A 20,304-nucleotide genomic window follows, 5' to 3' on the forward strand; every position below is an offset into this window, starting at 1 on the left:
GACGACGACGAGACGCTGCACGCGATGGGCTACCCGCGGAAACTCACGCGCAGATTCCGCGCGTTCGACAATTTCGCCATCTCGTTCACCATCATCAACATCATCTCCGGCATCTTCTCCTCCTTCGGCCTGGGGATGAACGCCGGAGGCCCGCGCATCCTGGTCTTCGGCTGGATCGGCGTGGCCGTGATGGTGTTGTTCGTCGGCGCCGCGATGGGCGAGATAGCCTCCGCGTACCCGACCAGCGGTGCGCTGTACTTCTCCGCGGGCAAGCTGGCCAAACGGCACCGCGGGGCCTGGTCGTGGTACACCGGCTGGCTCAACTTCGTCGGGCAGGTGGGCGGCACGGCGGCCACCGACTTCGCCGCCGCCACCTTCATCCAGGCCTTCATCGCGATGCAGTGGCCGCACTACCACGTCACGACGCAGCGCAGTGTGCTGATCACCGCCGTGATCCTGCTGCTCCAGGCGCTGGCGAACACCTACACCGTGCAGCTGGTCGCCCTGCTCAACCGGATCTCCGTGTGGTGGCTGCTGGTCGGCATGGTGGTGATCGTGGTGTGCCTGATCGCCGTACCCTCGCACCACCAACCGGTCTCGTTCGTCGGCCACTTCGCCAACAACACCGGCTTCTCCTCCAGCCTGTACGCCGGGATGCTGGGTCTGCTGGTGACCAGCTGGACGTTCACCGGCTTCGACGGCAGCTTCCACATGTCGGAGGAGACTGTCCAGGCCACCGTCAACGCGCCCAAGGGCATCATGCGTGCCATCGGCTACTCGGCGCTGACCGGGCTGGTCCTCATGCTCGCCCTGGTCTACGCCGTCCGCGACTACGCGGGCGAGGCGTCCGCCGCCGCCCCGCCGGTGCGCATCCTCATCGACGCGCTCGGCAACGGCACGGCCAAGCTGCTGCTGCTCATCGTCATCGGCGCCATGCTCTTCTGCGGCCTCGCCAACATGACCAGCAACACCCGCCAGATCTTCGCGTTCTCGCGGGACGGCGCGATGCCCGGCTCCCGCTGGTGGCACACCGTCTCACCCCGCACCCGCACCCCCGTCAAGGCGGTCTGGCTCGCCGCCGTGTGCTCCCTGATCCTGGTGGTGCCCGGCTGGTGGTCCGACACCGCCTTCTACGCCGTGGTGAGCGTGAACGTCGTCGGTCTCTTCCTCGCCTACGCGGTGCCGATCTTCCTGCGGTTGCGGCTGGAGACCTTCCAGCCCGGCCCGTGGAACCTGGGCCGCTACGGCAAGCCGGTGGCGGCTGTCGCGGTGGTGTGGATCGTGCTGAGCAGCGTGCTGTTCATGCTGCCGCAGGCCTCGCCGATCACCGCGAAGTCCTTCAACTACGCCCCCGTGGCGCTCGGCGCGGTCCTGGTCATCGCCACCGTCTGGTGGTTCGCTACCGCCCGCAGGCGCTTCAAGGGCCCGGTGAGCTACGGCACGCCGGACGAGGTCGCGGCGATGGACCTGATCTGACGTAGCGTCAACTCGCTTGTCCCAGGCGGCCGGTGCGCATCGCGCACCGGCCGCCTTCGCGTCCTACGCGGTCAGCGACTTCGCCCGGTCCACCGTCCAGCGCAGCAGCGCGGCCGCCAGGACCGCGGCCATCACCGCCGCGGTCACCACCGAGCCCGCGGTGCCGTGGCGCAGGGCGAGGGTGAAGGGCAGGACCATCGCGACAATCGCCGTCAGCGACCCGGCCGCGTACCACAGCAGGAACAGCACGGGGCCCATGCTGCCGGTGGGGGACTGCGCGGGCGACAGCAGCAGGTGCTGCTTGGTCGCCCCCCGGCAGGCGTTGACCAGCCCGGCCGCGACCAGCGGCGGCACCGCCGCCGGGGCGAGGAAGGCCCGCGCCCCCGCCCCCAGCCACAACGTCACCCCGCACACCGCGCACGCCCCCAGCAGGGCCAGCGCCCCCGGCAGGATCGCGTGCCGCAGCATCAGCCAGCGGTACGGGTACGGCGACCAGGAGCCGCGCCGGGTGTCGTCGGTCTCCAGCCGCGCGGGCTCCAGCACCTGGGCGACCGCGCCGTAGGCGAAGGCCAGCGCGACCGCCGTCGCGGCCACCGCCGTCCCGCCGTGTGCCCCGGCCGCCACGACCGCGGCGAGGGTGGCGAGCGCGGCGTGCACGAGCGCGCGGCCCAGGCGGCCCGGGGTGCGCAGCAGCGCCAGCGCGTCCCGCCACGGCACCGCGAGCCACGCCCGGCGCGGGGCGGGCAGCCGGAAGCGGGCCGGGCGTCCGCCGCCCGCCGCACCGGAGGCCACCTGGCGCGCGGTGCGCAGTTCCACGGTGAGCAGTGCGGTCATCACACCGGTGGCGGTGCGGGAGCGCTGCCGTACCGTCGCCAGCGGCAGCGTGCCGGCCGCCCGGCGGGCCGCGGTGACCGCGGCGGCGACCACGACGACCAGCAGCCCGGCCGCGACCGGCCCGCCCGGCACCGCCGCCCGCGTCGGCGACAGCGCCGCGAGCCCGGCCCAGCCCCACGGCCCCGACCACAGTTCGATCCGCTCCAGCCAGCCCACCCGGTGCCCGCCGACCGCCAGCCCGCACTGCGCCACGAGCGCCAGGAACACCACCGTCGCGTACGGCGTCAGCCTGCGCGTCCAGGCCGCCACCCGGGGACCGTGCTCGACGGCCATGCCCAGCGCGACGGCCAGCAACGGCAGCCCCACCGCCCCCACCAGGCACCACCCGAAGGCGGCGGGCAGCCCGACCCGGCAGGTCAGGCCCAGGGCGACCATCCCGATCGCCGCCGCCAGCACACCCGCCGCCGCCGAGACCGACGAGGTGATCCACAGCCACGGCCGCAGCACCCGCCCGACCCGCACCGGCTGGGCCAGCAGCCAGTCCACGCTCTCCCGGGGCGGCACCACCGGGCCGCGCCACAACGCGTCGCGCGCGCCCAGCAGCAGGCATCCCACGCCCAGCGCGCACGCCCCGGACGGCAGCGCGGCCAGCAGCCCGGAGCCGTACCCGGTGTAGTCGGCGCCCATCGACGCCTGGAGGAACAGCCCCAGGCTCGGCAGCGCGCCCCACACCACGAGCAGCAGCAGGACGCAGTAGAGGACGTACGCGACCTGGCCCGCGCGCTTGCGGCGGTGCGGCGCGCGCAGGTCGCGCAGCAGCCGCAGCGCCTCATCGGTCCAGTCGTCCTCCGCCGACCAGGCGGCGGCGTGACCGTCCGCCTCGTCGGCGTCCGCCGCCCCTGCGGCCCCGCTCACCGGATCGCCGCTCACCGGCCGCCCTCCGCGTCCCCGCCGAGCCAGGTCACCCCGTCGGCGCCGCCGGTCAGCACCTCGTCGGGGGTGCCGTCCGCGATGAGCGCGCCGTCGCGCAGCACCAGCACCCGGTCGGCCACCGAACGCGCCAGCTCCGCGTGGTGGGTGACCAGCAGCACGCCGACCCCGCCCTCGGTCTCGGCCGCGATCAGTTCGGCCAGCCGCCTGCGCGCGTCCGGGTCGAGACGCTGCTCGGGCTCGTCGAGCAGCAACAGGTCACGCGGCCGCACCAGCGCGGTGGCCAGCAGCAGCGACTGCAACTGCCCGGAGGACAGGGCAGCGGGCAGCGACCGGGCGTGCTCGGACAGCAGCCGGTCGGCGAGGACGTGGTCGATCCAGTCCTCCGCCTCGTCCACGCCGTGCGCGACGGCGACGAGTTGCAGGTGCTCGCGGACCGTCAGGTCCGGGTAGCAGGCGGCGGTGTCGCCGACCACCGCGACCCGGGCCCGCACCCGCGGGTCGTTCTCGTCCATCGGCAGACCGTCGAAGGTCACCGTGCCGGTGGTCGGGGTGTCGCGGCCCGCGGCGATCCGCAGCAGGGTGGACTTGCCCGAGCCGTTGTGGCCGAGCAGCGCCACGCACTCGCCCGCCGACAGGTCGAGGTCGATCCGGTGCAGCACCTCGCGCCGCGCGTAGGTCCGGCTGACGCCGGTCAGCCGTAGTAGCGGTGCGTCCTCGGGCATGGGCCGGGCTCCTCGTCAGACCACGGGCGGAAGGGGCCGCCCCCGTGGTCCCCCTGGGGCGGCCCGGCCATTGTCCACGGTCGGCGGACGCGGGCGGTCACCGGCTGCCCGCGGCACCGTGCTACACCTGCTGCCCGCGGTCGGCGGCGGCGTGCGGTCGTCGGCTGCCCGCGGTCGTCGGCACCGTGCGGTCGTCGGTTGCTCGTGGTCGACGGCATTGTGCGGGCCAGCGGCTGCCCGTGGTCGGCGCGGACGTACGGGCGCGCCGGCCGGGCATCACACGATCGGCCCTTCCGTGACGGCGCCCGGGCGCGGGCCGTGTCACGGTGGCCGGGAGGCTCCCCGCGGCGGACCGGTGTCCGCCCGCCGGACGGCGCCTCGCGCTCACCCGGCGAGGAGGCACGGCAGATGTCGCAGCCCGCACCGGACGGCGCGCCGCCGCCCCGAGCCGCGCCCGATCCGCGGGACTCGGTGCGCACCCGCGGCTATCTCGTCGTGCTGCTGGTGGCCGCCGTCGTCGGCGTGCCGGTCTCGGCTGCCGCCTACGGATTCCTCGCCCTGGTGCACGAACTCCAGGACCTCGTCTTCCACGACCTGCCGCGCGGCCTCGGCTTCCACGGCACACCGGTGTGGTGGCCGGTGCCCGCGCTGGCGCTGAGCGGCGCCCTGGTCGCGCTGACCCTGCGCTACCTGCCCGGCACCGGAGGACACGAGCCGGCCGACGGGATGTCGACCAAGGGGGTCTCGGCGGTCTCCGACCTGCCCGGCATCGTGATCGCCGCGATCGCCTCGCTGGCGCTGGGCGTGGTGCTGGGCCCCGAGGCCCCGCTGATCGCGCTGGGCGGCGGGCTGGCCCTGGGCGCGGTGCGGCTGACCGGCCGCGACCTGCCGGACCAGGCGACCCGGGTGATCACCGGGGCGGGCAGCTTCGCCGCGGTCAGCGCGCTGCTGGGCTCGCCGCTGCTCGGCGCGTTCCTGCTCATGGAGGCGTCGGGGCTCGGCGGCACGATGCTGGGCGTGGTCCTGGTGCCCGGACTGCTGGCGGCCGGGATCGGCGCGTTGATCTTCACCGGTCTCGGCTCCTGGACGGGCCTGGGCACCTACTCCCTCGCCCTGCACCACGTGCCGTCCGCGCGCACCCCGGACGCCGCGCAGTTCGGCTGGGCCCTGGTCATCGGCCTGGGCGCGGCGCTGGCGGGGGCCGGGGTGCGGTGGGTGGCGCTGATGATCCGCCCGCACGTGGCGCGCCGCAGGCTGCCGCTCAGCGTGCTGGCGGGCCTGGCCGTGGCCGGACTGACGGTCGCCTACGCGCAGGGCACCGGCCACACCGTCTCCGACGTCCTGTACTCCGGCCAGAACTCCCTCGACCCGCTGCTGGAGCACCGCGCTGGGTACACCGTCGGGGCGCTGGTGCTCCTGCTGGTCTGCAAGGCGCTGGCGTACGGGGTGTCGCTGAGCGCCTTCCGCGGTGGCCCGATCTTCCCCGCGATGTTCGTCGGCGCGGTCGGCGGGACCGCGCTGTCGCACGCGGGCGGGCTGCCGGTCACCGCGGGCTTCGCCATGGGCATCGGCGCGATGTGCGTGGCGATGCTGGGGCTGCCGATGACCTCGGTGCTGCTGGCCACGCTGCTGCTGGGCAAGCCGGGACTGACCGTGATGCCGCTGGTGATCGTCGCGGTGGTGGTCTCCTACGTGCTCTCCACCCGCCTGCGCCTGCGCCAGGAGACCGCGAGCCCGCCGACGCGGCAGGCGACCTCACGTAATTGACGTCGCGTCAGCGACGTATTCCGTCGCCGCGTCCAGCAGCCAGTCGGCCACGTACCCGGCGAACGACGATCGCGTCAACAGCCAGTATCCGGGCCGGTGTTCGTCGCGTCCCGCGAGCAGCACGCCTGCCCGCGCCAGCGTGGTCTGCGCGCAGCGGCCCGGGCCGAACGCCCGCGGATGCAGGTCCAGCGGGCAGCCGTGCGCCAGCAGGTCGCGGGCACGGGCCCCGCCGACCAGTACGGTGGTGCGCTGCCCGGAGACGTCGGTCACCGCCGCGTGCTCCCCGGCGACGGCGGCCCGCAGGCGCTCCTCCAGCCCCGCGGCCGAGCCGGGCCGTCCGACGACCAGCCACTCGTCGGGCCCGAGCCACAACGCCGCCAACTCATCGGAGAACGCCACGGTGTCGGGCTCCACCGGAAGCGCCAGGCCGAGCGCGAACCGGACCGCCTCGGCCGCCGGTCCCTTGGCGTCCAGCCGCACCGACAGCTGGGCCAGAAGTGGCAGTTCCGCCAGTCGCACCGCACCGCCCGAGGCCCGGGTCACGGCCGCGAAGCGCCCCGCGTACCTCACCAGCGGGCTGACGGGTGCGAGGGGTTGCTCGGTGTCAGCCGTCACGGCGGGCCCCTTCCGGGTCGTAGAGGACGGGTTCCGCGACCGTCACCGGTACGAGGACGGATCCCACCGGCACGTATATGCGCTGCCCGACGCGTTCGCGTCCGCCGCGCACCAGGGCCAGCGCGAAGGTGCGGCCGAGCGCGGTGCTGCGGTAACTGGACGTGATGTGCCCGAGCATCGGCACCGGGGGCGCGGGCAGCGGGGCGTCGGCGACCACCTGCCCACCCTCCGGCAGCAGGGTGTGCCGGTCGTCCGGCAGCAGCGCCACCAACTGCTTGCGGTCCGGGCGCGCGGTGTCGGCGCGGGCGTGCGAACGCTTGCCCACGAAGTCCCGCTTCTTCGCGGAGACCGCCCAGCCGAGCCCCAGGTCCTGCGGCGTCACCGTGCCGTCGGTGTCCTGTCCGACGACCGGATACCCCTTCTCCGCGCGCAGCACGTGCATCGTCTCGGTGCCGTACGGGGTGATCCCGTACGGTGCGCCGGCCCGCGCGATCGCCTCCCACACGTGCGGCGCGTACCACGGTGGGACGTTGATCTCGTAGGCCAGCTCGCCGGAGAAGCTGATCCGGCACACCCGCGCGGCCACGCCCGCCACCCGGGTGTCGCGCCACGCCATGAAGGGGAAGTCGTCCGAAGAAGAAGGGAGTTGGGGCGCGAGGGCCGACAGGACGTCGCGTGAGCGCGGGCCGACCAGGGCGACGGTGGCCCACTGCTCGGTGACCGAGGCGCAGTGCACCCGCAGCTGCGGCCACTCCGTCTGAAGCCACTCCTCCATCCAGTCCAGCACGGCCGCCGCGTTGCCCGTGGTGGTCGTGACCAGGAAGCGGTCGTCGGCTGTCCGCAGCACCGTGCCGTCGTCGAGGACCATGCCGTCGGCACGGCACATCACCCCGTACCGGATCCTGCCCGGCTTCAGGGTGCTGATCATGTTGGTGTAGAGCCGGTCGAGGAACACCCCGGCGTCCGCCCCCTGGACATCGATCTTCCCCAGGGTGGAGGCGTCCATGAACGCCACGCCCTCCCGCGCCGCCCGGCACTCGCGCGCGACGGCCGCCGCCATGTCCTCCCCGGCCAGCGGGTAGTACCAGGGCCGCTTCCACTGGCCGACGTTCTCGAACACGGCATCGCGCGCCAGGTGTTGGTCGTGCAGCGCGGTCACCCGTACCGGGTCGTGCAGCGCGCCCCGGTCCCGCCCGGCGAGCGCGGCGAAGGGGACCGGCGTGTACGGCGGCCGGTACGTGGTCGTGCCCAGCGCGGACACCTCCACGCCCAGCAGGTGCGCGGCCACGCCGGTGGTCAGGACGCCGGAGGTTCTGCCCTGGTCGTGCGCGGTGCCCGCGGTCGTGTAGCGCTTGAGGTGCTCGACGCCGCTCAGTCCCGCGCCGGTCGCCCGCCTCAGGTCGGCCACGGTGACGTCGCGTTGCAGGTCGACGAAGTGCGTGCGCGGCTCGTCGGGACCGGGGACCAGCCACAGCGGCACCGGGGGAGCGCCGCCACCGATGTCGTCGGGGTCGGGCGGAGGGGCGAGGACGTGACCCAAGTCGGCTTCTGTGGCCTCCCTGTTGGCGGCACGGGCCCCGGCGCGGGCTCCGTCCGCCACGCACTCGGCGAGTGTGAACGCGCCCGCCGCGGAGCCCACGACCTCGACCGCCTGACGGCACTCCCGGGGCACGAACGCCACCCGCGCCGGGTCGTGGCGCAACGTGCCGCCCGCCTGGCTGAACAGGTGCACCGTGGGATTCCAGCCCCCGGAGACGAGCAGCGTGTCGGCGTCCACCACCGCTACGGGGCCGGTGGGTTCGCCGTCGCGCAGCTCCCGTACCGCCACCGACGTCAGGCACGGGTCGCCCGACGTCCCGGTGACCGCGTGCCCGGCACGTACCGGCAGGCCCGCGTCGCGTGCCCGTTGCGCCCAGAGGCCCGCCTGCGGGCGGGCGTCCACGATCGCGGCGACCTCGGTCCCGGCCGCCGCGAGGTCGAGGGCGGCCGGATAGCCGCTGTCGCACGCGGTGAACACCACCGCCCGCCGTCCCGGAGCGACCCCGAAGCGGTGGACGTACGCCCGCGCGGCCGAGGCGAGCATCACGCCCGGGCGGTCGTTGTCCGCGAAGGCGATCGGGCGTTCGTGCGCGCCGGTGGCCAGGACCACCCGGCCCGCCCTGATCCGCCAGACGCGTTCGCGCGAGACGTGCGCGGGGGCGGCGGCGCCCAGGTGCGCGGTGCGGCGCTCCAGCGCGAGCAGGTAGTTGTCGTCGTAGTAGCCGAAGACCGTCGTGCGCCGCAGCACCCGCGTCTGCGGGAACCCGGCCAGCTCATCCCGTGCCCGCGCCCCCCAGTCGTCCGCCGCGCCCCGGCCTAGTAGGCTGCCGCCCAACTCCCCGTTCTCGTCGGCGAGTACGACCCGGGCCCCGGTGCGCGCGGCGGCCAGTGCCGCGGCCAGTCCCGCCGGGCCCGCACCGACCACCAGCACGTCGCAGTGCGCGTATACCGCGTCGTAACGCGCCGGATCGGGCCCGTCGGGCAGGCGGCCGCGCCCCGGCAGGCCGAACGCCACCAGGCCCTCGCACAGCTCGACCGTGGTCGCCGTGACCATCGCCTCGGCGTACGGCGCCTCGATCCGCACCAGCGCGTTCGGCTCCTCACTGCCGACGCCGAACACCCCGCGCGCACGCCCGAGCTTGATGCTCGTCGCCACCTGCCGCACACCGCACGCCAGGAGCGCGGAGGCGAGCGTGTCGCCGGGGTGGCCGGTGTACGCGACGCCGTCGAAGCGGAAGGTCAGGGTGCGTGAGCGGTCGATACGCCCACCGGTCGGCAACCGGAACGGATGTGCGCTAGAAGGAAGTTGACGGGGCATCAGGAGATCACCGGCCCGGCTTCGCCGATGCGGTAGGCGGCGAGGACCTCGTTGGTCGCGGTGTCCCGGACGACGTTGAACCAGCGGCGGCAGGAGATCGTGTGACACCACCGCTCCGCGTGCGGCCCCTTCGGGTTGTCGCGGAAGAACAGGTAGCGCGCCCACTCCTCGTCGGTCAGCGCCGCCGGGTCCCGCGGGTAGGGCACGTGTGCCTGGCCGCCGTACGTGAACTCGGCCTCGTCGCGCGGGCCGCACCAGGGGCAGGGGATGAGCAGCATCGGGGTCACGCTCCTCAGTGGGCCACGGCGGCGGCGCCGTGCTCGTCCACGAGCGCGCCGGTGGTGAATCGGTCGAGGGAGAAGGGCCGGGCGAGCGGATGGGGTTCGTCGTGCGCGACGGTGTGCGCCAGGATCGCGCCCGCGCCCGGTGTGGCCTTGAAACCGCCCGTTCCCCAGCCGCAGTTGAGGTAGAGGCCCGCCACCGGGCTGCGGCCGACTATGGGCGAGGCGTCCGGTGTGACGTCCACGATCCCTCCCCAGGTGCGCAGCACGTGGGCCCGGGCGAAGACCGGGAACAGCTCCAGCGCGGCGGCCATCTGCCGTTCGACGACGTGGAACGCGCCGCGCTGGGTGTACGCGGTGTACGCGTCGATGCCCGCGCCCATCACCAGCTCGCCCTTGTGCGCCTGGCTGACGTAGACGTGCACGGCGTTGGACATCACCACGGTGGGGTGGACCGGCTCCAGCAGCTCGGAGACGAGGGCCTGCAACGGGTGGCTCTGCAAGGGCAGTTCGAAGCCCGCCATGGCGGCGAGGACCGAGGTGTGCCCGGCCGCGCACAGCGCCACCCGACCGGCCGCGATCGACCCGCGCGTGGTGCGCACGCCGGTCACCCGGCCGCCGCGCACGTCGATGCCGGTGACCTCGCAGCCCTGGATCAGGTCGACCCCGGCCGCGTCCGCCGAGCGGGCCAGGGCCCACGCCACGTGGTCGTGCTTGGCGATGCCCGCGCGCGGCTGGTACGTGCCGCCCAGCACGGGGTAGCGGGCGGCGGGCGAGATGTCGACGATCGGGCACACCTCGCGGACCCCGTCGGCGTCCAGCCACTCGGCATCGATCCCGCCCAGCCGGTTGGCCTCCACCCGGCGCACGCTGTCGCGCACGTCCTGGAGGCTGTGCGCGAGGTTGAGCACGCCGCGCTGCGAGAACAGCAGCGGGTAGTCGAGTTCCGCCTCCAGGCCCTCCCACAGCTTCAGGGCGAACTCGTACACGGCGGCGCTCTCGTCCCACAGGTAGTTGGAGCGGATGATGGTGGTGTTGCGCGCCATGTTGCCGCCCGCGAGCCAGCCGCGTTCCAGCACGGCGACATTGGTGATGCCGTGTGCTCGGGCGAGGTAGTGCGCGGTGGCCAGGCCGTGCCCGCCGCCGCCGACGATCACCACGTCGTAGGAGCGCTTGGGGTCGGGCTCGCGCCACAGGTGGTCGGGGTGCTCGGGCAGGTCCGCGCCGGGCGGCCGGGTGCCCGCGCTCACCGCGTCACCACCGGCGGCGTGACGTCGCCCGGGGCGGGCGTGCCGCGCATACGGATCATCGACGGGTCGAACAGCGGCTCCTCGGCGACCCGGGCGGGCACGTCACGGTCGAAGTAGCGGATCGTCAACTCGCGCCCAGGAACGGCAAGTTCTGCCGGCAGCCAGGCGTACGCGATGCCCGTGCCGATGGTGTGGCCGAAGGCGGCGCTGGTGACGTATCCCACGGGACGCGGTCCGTCGAGGACCGGCTCCTTGCCCATCACCACCGACACCGGGTCCTCCACGGTCAGGCAGGTCAGGCGGCGGCGCACCCGCTCGCGCCGCCGTTCCAGCGCGGCCTGGCCGACGAAGCCGGTCTTGCCCGCACGGACCGCGAACCCGAGCCCCGCCTCGTACGGGTCGTGCTCGAAGGTCATGTCGGTGCCGAAGGCCCGGTACCCCTTCTCCAGACGCAGGCTGTTGAACGCGCCGCGCCCGGCCGCGATCCCACCGTGCGCCACGACCGCCTCGTACAGCGTGTCCCACAGCCTCAGGCCCAGGTCGGCCGTGGTGTACAGCTCCCACCCCAGCTCTCCCACGTAACTGAGCCGCATCGCGGTGACCGGCACCGGGCCGACGTACGCGGGCTGCGTACGGAAGTAGCGCAGCGCCGTGTCGGAGAAGTCCCGGTCGGCCAGCGGCGCCAGCACCTGAAGCGCCCTCGGTCCCCACAGCCCCACGCAGCACGTCCCGGCGGTGACGTCACGCAGCACCACGGAACCGTCGTCCGGCAGGTGCCCGCGCAGCCAGTCCAGGTCCAGGTTGCCGCCCGCGCCGACCTGGAAGCGGTCGGGTCCGAGCCGGGCCACCGTGATGTCGCCGCGGATGCCCGCGTCCTCGTCCAGCATCAGGGTGTACGTGACCGATCCCACCGACTTGTCCATGACGCCGGTGGTCAGCCGTTCCAGGTATCCCACGGCGCCCCGGCCGGTCACCTCGATCCGCTTGAGCGACGACATGTCGTACAGCGCCACCGTCTCCCGGGTCACCAGCGCCTCGGCGCCGACCACCGGTGACCAGTACCGTGCCGCCCACTCGTTCGGCGTGGGCACCGAACGCCCCGCCAGCAGACGCGCGTTGGACTCGTACCACTGCGGGCGCTCCCAGCCGGACGCCTCCAGGAAGACCGCGTCCAGCGCCTCCTGCCGGGGATGGAACGGGCTGGTGCGCAACGGCCGTGGCTCGCCCGCCGGTTGCAGGGGGTGGATGATGTCGTAGACCTCGGCGAAGTTGCGGCAGCCGCGAGCCGTGACGTAGTGCGGTGAGAGCTGGTGTTCCTCGAAGCGGTTGACGTCGCACTCGTGCAGGTCGTACGAGGAGCAGTGGCCGTCCACCAGCCACTCGGCCATCGCCCGGCCGACGCCCGCCGAGTGCGTGACCCAGACCGCCTCGGCCACCCAGAAGCCCCGCACGTCGCACGACTCGCCCAGTAGCGGCATGCCGTCCGGGGTGAACGAGAACAGCCCGTTGATTCCCTCCTCGACCTTCGCCTCCCGGGTCGCGGGCAGCAGCGCGCGGGTCTCGGCCCATGCCTCGGCGAAGTCGCCCTCGGTGAAGCGCAGCACCGACGGCATGACCTCGGCGTCCGCGACGGAGGCGATGGCGTCGGGGGAGACCGGCATCGGACGGTGGCCGTAACTGCCGATGCCCAGGCGGTCGAAGCGGTCCCGGACGTACAGATCGGCGTCCTGGTGGCGCAGGATGGGCCGGACCGCCTCGTCGGCCTGCCCGGCGAGCGCGGGCACCGGCCCGGTCCACGCCAGCTGGTGGGCGAGCGGGACCAACGGCAGCTCCATGCCCACCATGCGCGCGACACGCGGACCCCAGATGCCCGCGCAGCACACCACGACGTCCGCCGGGATCTCGCCCCGGTCGGTGACGACGCCCGTGACGCGGCCGTTCGCGGTGCGCACGTCCAGCACCTCGTGACCGGGAAGGAAGCGCACCCCACGCGAGCGGGCCGCCCGGATCTGCGCCTCCACCGCGAGCACGGCGTCGGCCAGGCCGTCACTGGGCACGTGCAGCCCGCCGAGCACCCGTTGGCGGTCCAGCAGCGGATGCAGCGCCACGCACTCCTCGGGCCCGACCACCCGGCCCTCGACGCCCCACGCCGTCAACCAGCCGTGCCGACGGTGCAGTTCGGCCAGGCGCTCGGGACTCGTGGCCACCTCCAGACCGCCGACCGGCAGGAAGCAGGGCCGGCCGTCGACGTCCAGCGAGCCGAACTTCGCCACCGTGTCCCGGGCCATCCCCGTCATCGTCCTGGAGGGGTTGGTCTGGAAGACCAGGCCGGGCGCGTGCGACGACGAGCCGCCGGTGGCCGGCAGCGGGCCCTGGTCCACGACCGTGACGTCGCTCCAGCCGCGCGCGGAGGCCTCGTCGGCCACCGCCGCGCCGACCACCCCCGCCCCGATGATGACCACTCGCGGACCAGCCATCGCCACTCCCTCGCCTTCCGGTGTTCCTCTGCGGTGTCTCGCTTCAACCGGCCTGCTTTTCAGCGCAATTGAGCTGGCGTCAAGTTCGTTCTGCTTCGGTGGCGTCCGGGCGGCGGTAGTAGGGTTCCTCCACCGGAGGCAGCGGCTCGGCGCCCAGGATGAGGTCGGCGGCCTTCTCCGCGGTCATCATCACCGGCGCGTAGATGTTGCCGTTGGTGATGTACGGCATGACCGAGGCGTCGACCACACGCAGGCCGTCGAGACCGTGCACCCGCAGGGTGTCCGGGTCCACGACCGCCATGTCGTCGGTGCCCATCCGGCAGGTGCACGAGGGGTGCAGCGCGGTCTCGCCCTCCCGGCGCACCCAGTCCAGGATCGCCTCGTCGCTCTCCACGCCCGGTCCCGGCGAGATCTCGCCGCCGTTGTACGGGTCGAGCGCGGGCTGCCCCAGGATGTGGCGGGCGGTGCGGATCGCCTCCACCCATTCGCGCCGGTCCTGCTCGGTGGAGAGGTAGTTGAAGCGCAGTGCGGGCTTGACCCGCGGATCACGGCTCCTGAGCCGCACACTGCCGCGCGCGTCGGAGTACATCGGCCCGATGTGCACCTGGTAGCCGTGGCCTCCGGCCGGAGCCGAACCGTCGTAGCGCACCGCGATCGGCAGGAAGTGGAACATCAGGTTCGGGTAGGCCACGTCGTCGTTGCCACGGGCGAAGCCGCCCGCCTCGAAGTGGTTGGTGGCACCCGGGCCCCGGCGCAGGAAGAGCCACTGGAATCCCACCCAGGGCCGGTACCGCCACTTCAGGTACGGCTGCACGGAGACCGGCTGCCTGCACGCGTGCTGCACGTACACCTCCAGGTGGTCCTGGAGGTTGGCACCGACACCCGGCAGGTCGCGCACCACCTCGATGCCCAGCGCGCTCAGGTCGGCCGCGTTGCCCACGCCGGAAAGCTGGAGCAGCTGGGGGGAGTTGATCGCGCCGCCGCACAGGATCACCTCGCCCGCGCGCACCCGCCGCACCGGACCGCGCCCCTGCCGGAACTCCACACCGGTGGCCCGCTTCCCCTCGAACAGCACCCGGGTCACCAGAGTCCGGGTGCGCACCTCCAGATGGGGCCTGCCCATCACCGGATGCAGGTAGGCGCGGGCTGCCGAGAGCCTGCGGCCGCGGTGCACGTTGCGGTCGAAGGCGGCGAAGCCCTCCTGGCGGTAGCCGTTGACGTCGTCGGTGAGCGGGTAGCCCGCCTGCTGGACGGCGTCCAGGAACGCGGGGAAGAGCGGGTTGGTCGCGGGCCCGCGCTCCAGCACCAGCGGCCCCGACCGGCCGCGGAACGGGTCGTCCCGGTCGGCGGCGAGGCAGTTCTCCATGCGCTTGAAGTACGGCAGGCAGTGCGCGTAGTCCCACGCCTTCATGCCCGGGTCGGCGGCCCAGCGCTCGTAGTCCATGGGATTGCCGCGCTGGAAGATCATGCCGTTGATGCTGCTGGAGCCGCCCAGCACCTTGCCGCGCGCGTGGTGGATGCGCCGCCCGCCCATGTGCGGCTCGGGCTCCGACGCGTAGCCCCAGTCGTAGAAACGGCTGCCGATGGGAAAGGTGAGCGCCGCGGGCATGTGGATGAAGACGTCCCACGGGAAGTCGGAGCGGCCCGCCTCCAGCACCAGGACGCGGTTGCCCGGCTCCGCGGAGAGCCGGTTCGCCAGCGCGCTGCCGGCCGAACCGCCACCGACGATGACGAAGTCGTAGGTCGTCTGGAGCGTCATGTGCTGTCTCGTCTCCCTCGTGCGGTGGGCGATGGGCGGTGTGCCTTCTGCGGGTGCCGTGATGCGCACTGCGTTGCGAGCAACGCAACAACTGGGCCACGCATGCGTATAGTTGCGTCATGAGCAACCACACCGGAGCCGCCGAATCCGCGAGGCAGAGCACCGCGGGGGTCCAGTCCGTGGACCGCGCCGTCAGCGTCCTGGAGATCCTCGCCCGGCGCGGCGAGGCCGGGGTGAGCGAGGTGGCCGCGCAGATCGACGTGCACAAGTCCACCGCGTTCCGGCTGCTGGCCGCCCTGGAGGCCCGCGACCTCGTCGAACAGGCGGGCGAGCGTGGCAAGTACCGTCTGGGATTCGGCATCGTCCGCCTCGCCGGTGCGGTCACCGACCGCATCGACATCACCCAGGTCAGCCGCCGGGTCTGCGAGCGCCTCGCGGAGGACCTCGGCGAGACCGTCAACGTCGCGGTGCTGGAGGGGACATATGCCATCAACCTCCACCAGGTGCGCGGCCCCGGAGCGGTCACCGCGCACAACTGGGTCGGCCAGCTCACCCCGCTGCACGCCACCTCCAGCGGCAAGGTCCTGCTCGCGCAACTGTCCGCCGAAGAACGCGCCCGGCTGCTGACCGAGGCCGGTCTCGAACGCTTCACCCCCGCCACCGTCACCTCCCGCGGCACGCTGGACAAGGAACTGGCCGGGGTCCGCGAGCGCGGATACTCCACCACCCACGAGGAGTTCGAGGTCGGACTGAACGCGATGGCCGCGCCCGTGCGGGCGCGGGACGGCGCGGTGGTCGCCGCCGTCAGCGCCTCCGGCCCCGGCTACCGCTTCTCCGAGGACCGCATGCGCGGGCTCGTGCCGGTCCTGCTGGACGGGGCGCGGGAGATCAGCCACCGGCTCGGCTGGCTGGGCTGAACCGCACGCCGTGGCCGAGGCGGGACGCCGCGGTGCGGGGAGCACCGGCTCCGCACGGCGGCCCGCCGTCATTCCCCGCCGCCCAGACGGCCGCGCACCCACGTGTGGAAGGCGCCGATGTGGTGCTCGCTGGGCACCAGCACACCGCCCGCCGCGTACAGCCGTGACGACATCCCCGGCTGGCAGCGCTCGCAGGCGGCGAAGTCCTGCCGGTTGACGCGGTCGAACAGCTCCACCGAGCGGCTCAGGTCCCGGCCCGCGGCGACCACCTCCGGCAGGTAGAGCCAGTCGCACTCGATCACCGTGCGGTCCGGCGCGAGCGGGAACATCCGGTGCACGATCACGTGGTCCGGCACCAGGTTGACGAAGACCTGCGGCTTGATGGTGATGGCGTAGTAGCGGCGGTCCTGGTGCGGCGCCACCGTGGGAATGCGTTCCAGGCCCTCCGAGCCGTCCACCGTGAAGCCCTCGACCGCCGCGCCGAACTCGGCGCCGTGGCCCACGTAGTACTGCGCGGCGTACCCGTCCGCGAACTCCGGCAGCACGTCGGTGAGTTCGGGGTGGATGGTGGCGCAGTGGTAGCACTCCATGAAGTTCTCGACCACGAGCTTCCAGTTGGCCCGCACGTCGTAGGTGATCCGCCTGCCCACCGCCAGGCCCTCGACCGCGTACCGCTCGATGGACTCGGTGTCCCCGAGCCGTGCCACCACCTCGCCGACCACCTGTTCCTCGAACGAGGGCGGCTCGTCGGCCAGGCACACCCACACGTACCCCAGCCACTCGCGCACCGCGACGGCCGCGAGCCCGAACGTCGTCCGGTCGACGTCCGGCATCCGCGTCAGGTTGGGCGCGGCGGTCAGCCTGCCGGTGAGGTCGTAGGTCCAGGCGTGGTACGGACACTGGAACGCCCGCCTGACCTCGCCCGACTCTTCCGTGCACAACCGCGCGCCGCGGTGCCGGCACACGTTGAGGAACGCCCGCACCCGCCCGTCGCGGCCCCTGGCCAGCAGCACCGACTCGCGGCCCACGGTGACCGTGCGGTACGCGCCGGGCGTGGCCAGGTCCGCCGCGCGCACCGCGCAGAACCACATCGCCTCGAAGATCCCGCGCTGTTCCGCGGCGAAGACCTCGGCGGAGGTGTAGTGGCCGCCCGGCAAGGTCGCGATCAGGCTCCCGGGCAACGCGCTCCGCGTCACGGCGGGCTCCGTCACGTGGCCTCACCGAGCACCGGTCGGCGCAGCGCGCACGGCGGCAGGTTCGGCGGCGCGTCGGACAACACCACGTACACCGCGTCGCCTTCGATCACCACGTGGTGGGTACGGACCGGCAGCCGGGCGGGCGGGGTGCTGACGGCGCCGGTGCACAGGTCGAACTTCGAGGCGTGCAGCGGGCATTCGACCTCCCGCCCCTCCACCCAGCCGTCGGACAGCGCCGCATCCTGGTGGGTGCAGGTGTCGTCGACGGCGAACAACTCGCCGTCCTCGGTGTGGAACACCGCGACCGGGGGGTCGGTCTCCAGCCGGAAGGCCTCGCCTCGCGGCAGATCCGCGAGACGGCACACGGGAATCATCATGACACCTCGGTGCGTATAGTGAAACGAAGTGCGGGATCCGCAACTCGGGCCAGTGTGGGGGCGGTCCGGAACGGCGTCAAGACACGAGAACAGGCCGCGAGCGCACGTCCGCGCCGCCGCCTCGGCACCCCGCCCCGCCCGCCCTGGTCGCCGGGGCCGCACCCACCGTGCGCGACATCGCGAGCGACCCCACCGCAATCCCGGGTTTAGTCCGCGCGAGGTGGGTAGCAGCCGGGGCGGCGCGCACCCCGGTGATTCCCGGAAGGACCCTTGACGTCCTGAAGAGGGATCCCCATGCTGGTCGGATTCGGTTGCGCGACAGGGAATCGTTCCGCCATGCGCAACGGAGGAGGAAGCGGTACGGACCCGGACGTCGCGGTCGTCCCCGGCCGACGCGTGCCATCCCGTAGCTGCCCCCTTCCGCCCTGGAGCGACCCATGAGCCAACCCGCGAACCCGGCGACCCCGAGACCGGACGCGCCTTCGTCGGCGCAGACCCAAGGACCGCCGGGCGGCGACAGCGACGACCTCGCCCGCTTCGGTTACCGCCAGGAGCTGGAACGCTCGCTCGGCTCCTTCTCCAGCTTCGCCGCCGGATTCAGCTACATCTCGATCATGACCGGCGTCTTCCAGCTCTTCGGATTCGGATTCGGGTCCGGCGGGCCCGCGTTCATCTGGTCCTGGCCGCTGGTCTTCATCGGGCAGGGCGCGGTGGCGCTGTGCTTCGCCGAGGTGGCCGGCCAGTTCCCGCTGGCCGGCGGTGTCTACCAGTGGTCCAAGCACATCGCCCGCCCGGCCACGTCGTGGATGGCGGGCTGGGTCATGACCATCGGCGCGGTGGTGACCGCCGCGGCCGTGGCCGTCGCGTACCAGATCATCCTTCCGCAGGTCTCGCTCGCCTTCCAGATCGTCGGCGGCTCGGCGGACGCGGGACTGACGTCCACGCCGAACGGCGCGAAGAACGCCATCCTGCTCGCCCTCGGCCTCGTGGTGTTCACCACGCTCGTCAACATCATCGGCGTCCGGCTGATGGCGAAGATCAACAACGTCGGTGTGGCCGTGGAGTTGATCGGCGTCACCCTGCTGATCGTCATGCTGGCCATCCACATCCACCGCGGCCCGCAGGTCGTGATGCACACCGCGGGCACGGGCTCCGGGCAGTCGATGGGATATCTCGGCGCGTTCCTGGTGGCGTCCATCATGAGCGCCTACGTCTTCTACGGCTTCGACACAGCCGGATCGCTCGCCGAGGAGACCAGGGAGCCGCGCCGCCACGCGCCGCGTGCCATCCTGCGCGCGCTGACCGCCGCGTTCCTCGCCGGCGGGCTGCTGATGCTCGTCGGCATGATGGCGGTGGGCGACATCAACGCCAAGCAGCTGGGCACCCTCGGCATGCCCTACCTGATCAAGTCGACCCTCGGCAACGGGCTCGGCAACGTCTTCCTGGTGTGCTCGGCGATCGCCATCACGGTGTGCTGCCTGGCGGTGCAGACGGCCGCGATCCGGCTGCTGTTCGCGATGGCGCGCGACGGGCGGCTGCCGTTCGGCGCGTCGATCGCACGGGTCTCGCCGAAGTCGAAGACGCCGGTGGTCCCCGCGGTGCTCACCGGTGTGCTGACCATCGCGCTGCTGCTGGTCAACATCGGCAACCAGCGCGTCTTCTACATCCTGACCTCGGTCGCCATCATCCTGTTCTACATCCCCTACCTGATGGTGACCGTTCCCATGCTGCTGCGCAGGCTGCGCGGCCAGTGGCCGCGGCCCGACCACGGCCCGTACTTCAACCTGGGCCGCTGGGGCCTGCCGGTGAACGCCTTCGCCGTGCTGTACGGCGCCGCGATGACCGTCAACCTCGCCTGGCCGCGTGCCGCCGTCTACGGCAACGACCACTGGTACTTCCAGTGGGGCGCGGTGGTCTTCGTCGCCGTGATCGTGGCGGTCGGCGCCGGGCTGTACCTGACGCACCGTCACAAGGAACCGGCCGCCGCGCCGCCGGCCGAGCCCGTGGCGGAGGAACTGGTGGTCCCCGAGGCCTGACGGGTGACCAGGAGGTGTCGGGCGGACGGCATCCGGGATGCCGTCCGCACCACCTCGACGAAGACTTCGCACGCCTCTTGTTACCTCCGGTAAAGCGCCGCATCCTGTGGTCGTCCTGCCGCGCCCGACGGCGCGGCACACCCCCACGGGACACGAGGAGCAAGCATGCGACCCGGATCCGTCCTTGCCCGGTTCTCCCTCGTCGGCGCCGCCGCACTCGCGGCGGCCGGCCTCGCCGCGGGCCCCGCCCTCGCCGCCGACACCCCCGTCGGCTTCTCCTGCCAGGCCACCCCGCCGATCGGTGGCGCCCAGACCTTCAGCCTCGACGCGGGCGTCAACGGCACCGCACCGGCCACCGTGGCCGCGGGCAGCGCCTTCACCGTCACCCTCGCCCCCGGCGCGCTCACCGTGCCGACCTCGGTCAGCGGCTACACCGTCTCCAGCATCAGCGGCATCAAGCTGTCCGTCCCGGTGCCCTCCGGTGCCGCCCTCACCGGCGAGTCGCTGTCCGGCGGCTCCGGCGCGGGCTCCGGCGCGTCCGTCGCCGTGCAGGGCGGGAACGTCGTGGTGACCGTGCCGGGACCGGTCTCGGGCGGCGCCACCTTCACCCTGCCGACCCTCACCCTCGACCTGACCGCGGGCGCCTCGGGCGGCAGCGTCACGACCGCCATAGCGGGCAGCGGCTACGCGAACCCGGGCCTGACCTTCAACGCGAGTGTCAGCGTCAGCTTCTTCAAGGTCAACGTCCCCACCGCCTGCTACGCCCCCGCCAGCCCCGCCCTCACCACGACCGCCGTCGACTGAACC

At 73.1% G+C, this 20,304-nt stretch carries 13 protein-coding genes and 1 pseudogene; 5 read left to right on the top strand and 9 right to left on the bottom strand.

Translation table 11 applies throughout. The features are described from left to right. Positions 1 to 24: 24 nt before the first annotated feature. Entirely contained in the window at positions 25 to 1,476 is a 1,452-nt protein-coding gene (locus K7472_RS11915; protein ID WP_222977201.1) for an amino acid permease, read from the top strand. 63 nt (positions 1,477 to 1,539) lie between these two features. Here K7472_RS11915 and K7472_RS11920 read toward each other — a convergent pair whose 3' ends face one another. Both K7472_RS11920 and K7472_RS11925 read right to left on the bottom strand, forming a co-directional pair. Beyond that, a complete protein-coding gene (locus K7472_RS11920) occupies positions 1,540 to 3,240 on the bottom strand; it encodes a hypothetical protein (protein WP_252395471.1) in 1,701 nt (566 codons plus the stop codon). Continuing rightward, positions 3,237 to 3,965: an ABC transporter ATP-binding protein gene (locus K7472_RS11925; protein WP_222977007.1), complete on the bottom strand. Its 729-nt coding sequence runs from the start codon at positions 3,963 to 3,965 to the stop codon at positions 3,237 to 3,239. The genes K7472_RS11920 and K7472_RS11925 overlap by 4 nt, the downstream gene beginning before the upstream one ends. A gap of 408 nt (positions 3,966 to 4,373) precedes the next feature. Between K7472_RS11925 and K7472_RS11930 the strand changes: the two genes are divergently transcribed. Then, complete coding sequence (locus tag K7472_RS11930; protein WP_222977008.1) at positions 4,374 to 5,732, top strand: chloride channel protein; 1,359 nt, start codon at positions 4,374 to 4,376, stop codon at positions 5,730 to 5,732. On the opposite strand, the gene K7472_RS11935 is transcribed toward K7472_RS11930, so the two are convergent. The 5 genes and pseudogenes from K7472_RS11935 to betA form a co-directional block, all read right to left on the bottom strand. Continuing rightward, positions 5,721 to 6,347, bottom strand: a complete 627-nt coding sequence (locus K7472_RS11935) for a sarcosine oxidase subunit gamma (protein WP_222977009.1) — start codon at positions 6,345 to 6,347, stop codon at positions 5,721 to 5,723. The genes K7472_RS11930 and K7472_RS11935 overlap by 12 nt on opposite strands. Next, a pseudogene (locus tag K7472_RS11940) lies at positions 6,337 to 9,482 on the bottom strand (sarcosine oxidase subunit delta family protein). The gene K7472_RS11935 and the pseudogene K7472_RS11940 overlap by 11 nt, the downstream one beginning before the upstream one ends. Positions 9,483 to 9,496: 14 nt before the next feature. Beyond that, positions 9,497 to 10,735, bottom strand: coding sequence for a sarcosine oxidase subunit beta family protein (locus K7472_RS11945; protein ID WP_222977011.1), 1,239 nt, complete (start codon positions 10,733 to 10,735; stop codon positions 9,497 to 9,499). After that, positions 10,732 to 13,212 carry a GcvT family protein gene (locus K7472_RS11950; protein ID WP_222977013.1) on the bottom strand — a complete coding sequence of 827 codons (2,481 nt, stop codon included), beginning with the start codon at positions 13,210 to 13,212 and terminating at the stop codon, positions 10,732 to 10,734. Before K7472_RS11950 ends, K7472_RS11945 begins: the two co-directional genes overlap by 4 nt. Before the next feature lie 79 nt (positions 13,213 to 13,291). After that, complete coding sequence (gene betA / locus K7472_RS11955; protein ID WP_222977014.1) at positions 13,292 to 14,971, bottom strand: choline dehydrogenase; 1,680 nt, start codon at positions 14,969 to 14,971, stop codon at positions 13,292 to 13,294. A 119-nt stretch (positions 14,972 to 15,090) separates the two neighbouring features. Between betA and K7472_RS11960 the strand changes: the two genes are divergently transcribed. After that, positions 15,091 to 15,888 (top strand): IclR family transcriptional regulator, encoded by a 798-nt coding sequence (locus K7472_RS11960; protein WP_222977015.1) that lies wholly within the window; start codon positions 15,091 to 15,093, stop codon positions 15,886 to 15,888. Positions 15,889 to 15,956: 68 nt separating this feature from the next. Here K7472_RS11960 and K7472_RS11965 read toward each other — a convergent pair whose 3' ends face one another. Together K7472_RS11965 and K7472_RS11970 are read right to left on the bottom strand one after the other, a co-directional pair. Further along, positions 15,957 to 17,084 carry an aromatic ring-hydroxylating oxygenase subunit alpha gene (locus K7472_RS11965; protein WP_222977016.1) on the bottom strand — a complete coding sequence of 376 codons (1,128 nt, stop codon included), beginning with the start codon at positions 17,082 to 17,084 and terminating at the stop codon, positions 15,957 to 15,959. Positions 17,085 to 17,095: 11 nt separating this feature from the next. Then, the gene (locus K7472_RS11970) at positions 17,096 to 17,461 is read right to left on the bottom strand and encodes a bifunctional 3-phenylpropionate/cinnamic acid dioxygenase ferredoxin subunit (RefSeq protein ID WP_222977017.1); all 366 of its coding nucleotides are present in this window, start codon (positions 17,459 to 17,461) and stop codon (positions 17,096 to 17,098) included. A 437-nt stretch (positions 17,462 to 17,898) separates the two neighbouring features. Between K7472_RS11970 and K7472_RS11975 the strand changes: the two genes are divergently transcribed. Together K7472_RS11975 and K7472_RS11980 are read left to right on the top strand one after the other, a co-directional pair. Continuing rightward, positions 17,899 to 19,497: an APC family permease gene (locus K7472_RS11975; RefSeq protein ID WP_222977018.1), complete on the top strand. Its 1,599-nt coding sequence runs from the start codon at positions 17,899 to 17,901 to the stop codon at positions 19,495 to 19,497. A gap of 165 nt (positions 19,498 to 19,662) precedes the next feature. Beyond that, positions 19,663 to 20,301: a cyclase gene (locus K7472_RS11980; RefSeq protein ID WP_222977019.1), complete on the top strand. Its 639-nt coding sequence runs from the start codon at positions 19,663 to 19,665 to the stop codon at positions 20,299 to 20,301. The last annotated feature ends 3 nt before the right edge of the window (positions 20,302 to 20,304 follow it).

This window comes from Streptantibioticus parmotrematis (genome assembly GCF_019890615.1).
GTDB lineage: Bacteria > Actinomycetota > Actinomycetes > Streptomycetales > Streptomycetaceae > Streptantibioticus_D > Streptantibioticus_D parmotrematis.

Coding starts and splice junctions, on each gene's coding strand:
- K7472_RS11915 (WP_222977201.1), top strand. CDS start 25: ATGGGCTACCCGCGGAAACTCACGCGCAGATTCCGCGCGTTCGACAAT.
- K7472_RS11925 (WP_222977007.1), bottom strand. CDS start 3,965: ATGCCCGAGGACGCACCGCTACTACGGCTGACCGGCGTCAGCCGGACC.
- K7472_RS11930 (WP_222977008.1), top strand. CDS start 4,374: ATGTCGCAGCCCGCACCGGACGGCGCGCCGCCGCCCCGAGCCGCGCCC.
- K7472_RS11950 (WP_222977013.1), bottom strand. CDS start 13,212: ATGGCTGGTCCGCGAGTGGTCATCATCGGGGCGGGGGTGGTCGGCGCG.
- betA (WP_222977014.1), bottom strand. CDS start 14,971: ATGACGCTCCAGACGACCTACGACTTCGTCATCGTCGGTGGCGGTTCG.
- K7472_RS11960 (WP_222977015.1), top strand. CDS start 15,091: ATGAGCAACCACACCGGAGCCGCCGAATCCGCGAGGCAGAGCACCGCG.
- K7472_RS11970 (WP_222977017.1), bottom strand. CDS start 17,461: ATGATGATTCCCGTGTGCCGTCTCGCGGATCTGCCGCGAGGCGAGGCC.
- K7472_RS11975 (WP_222977018.1), top strand. CDS start 17,899: ATGAGCCAACCCGCGAACCCGGCGACCCCGAGACCGGACGCGCCTTCG.
- K7472_RS11980 (WP_222977019.1), top strand. CDS start 19,663: ATGCGACCCGGATCCGTCCTTGCCCGGTTCTCCCTCGTCGGCGCCGCC.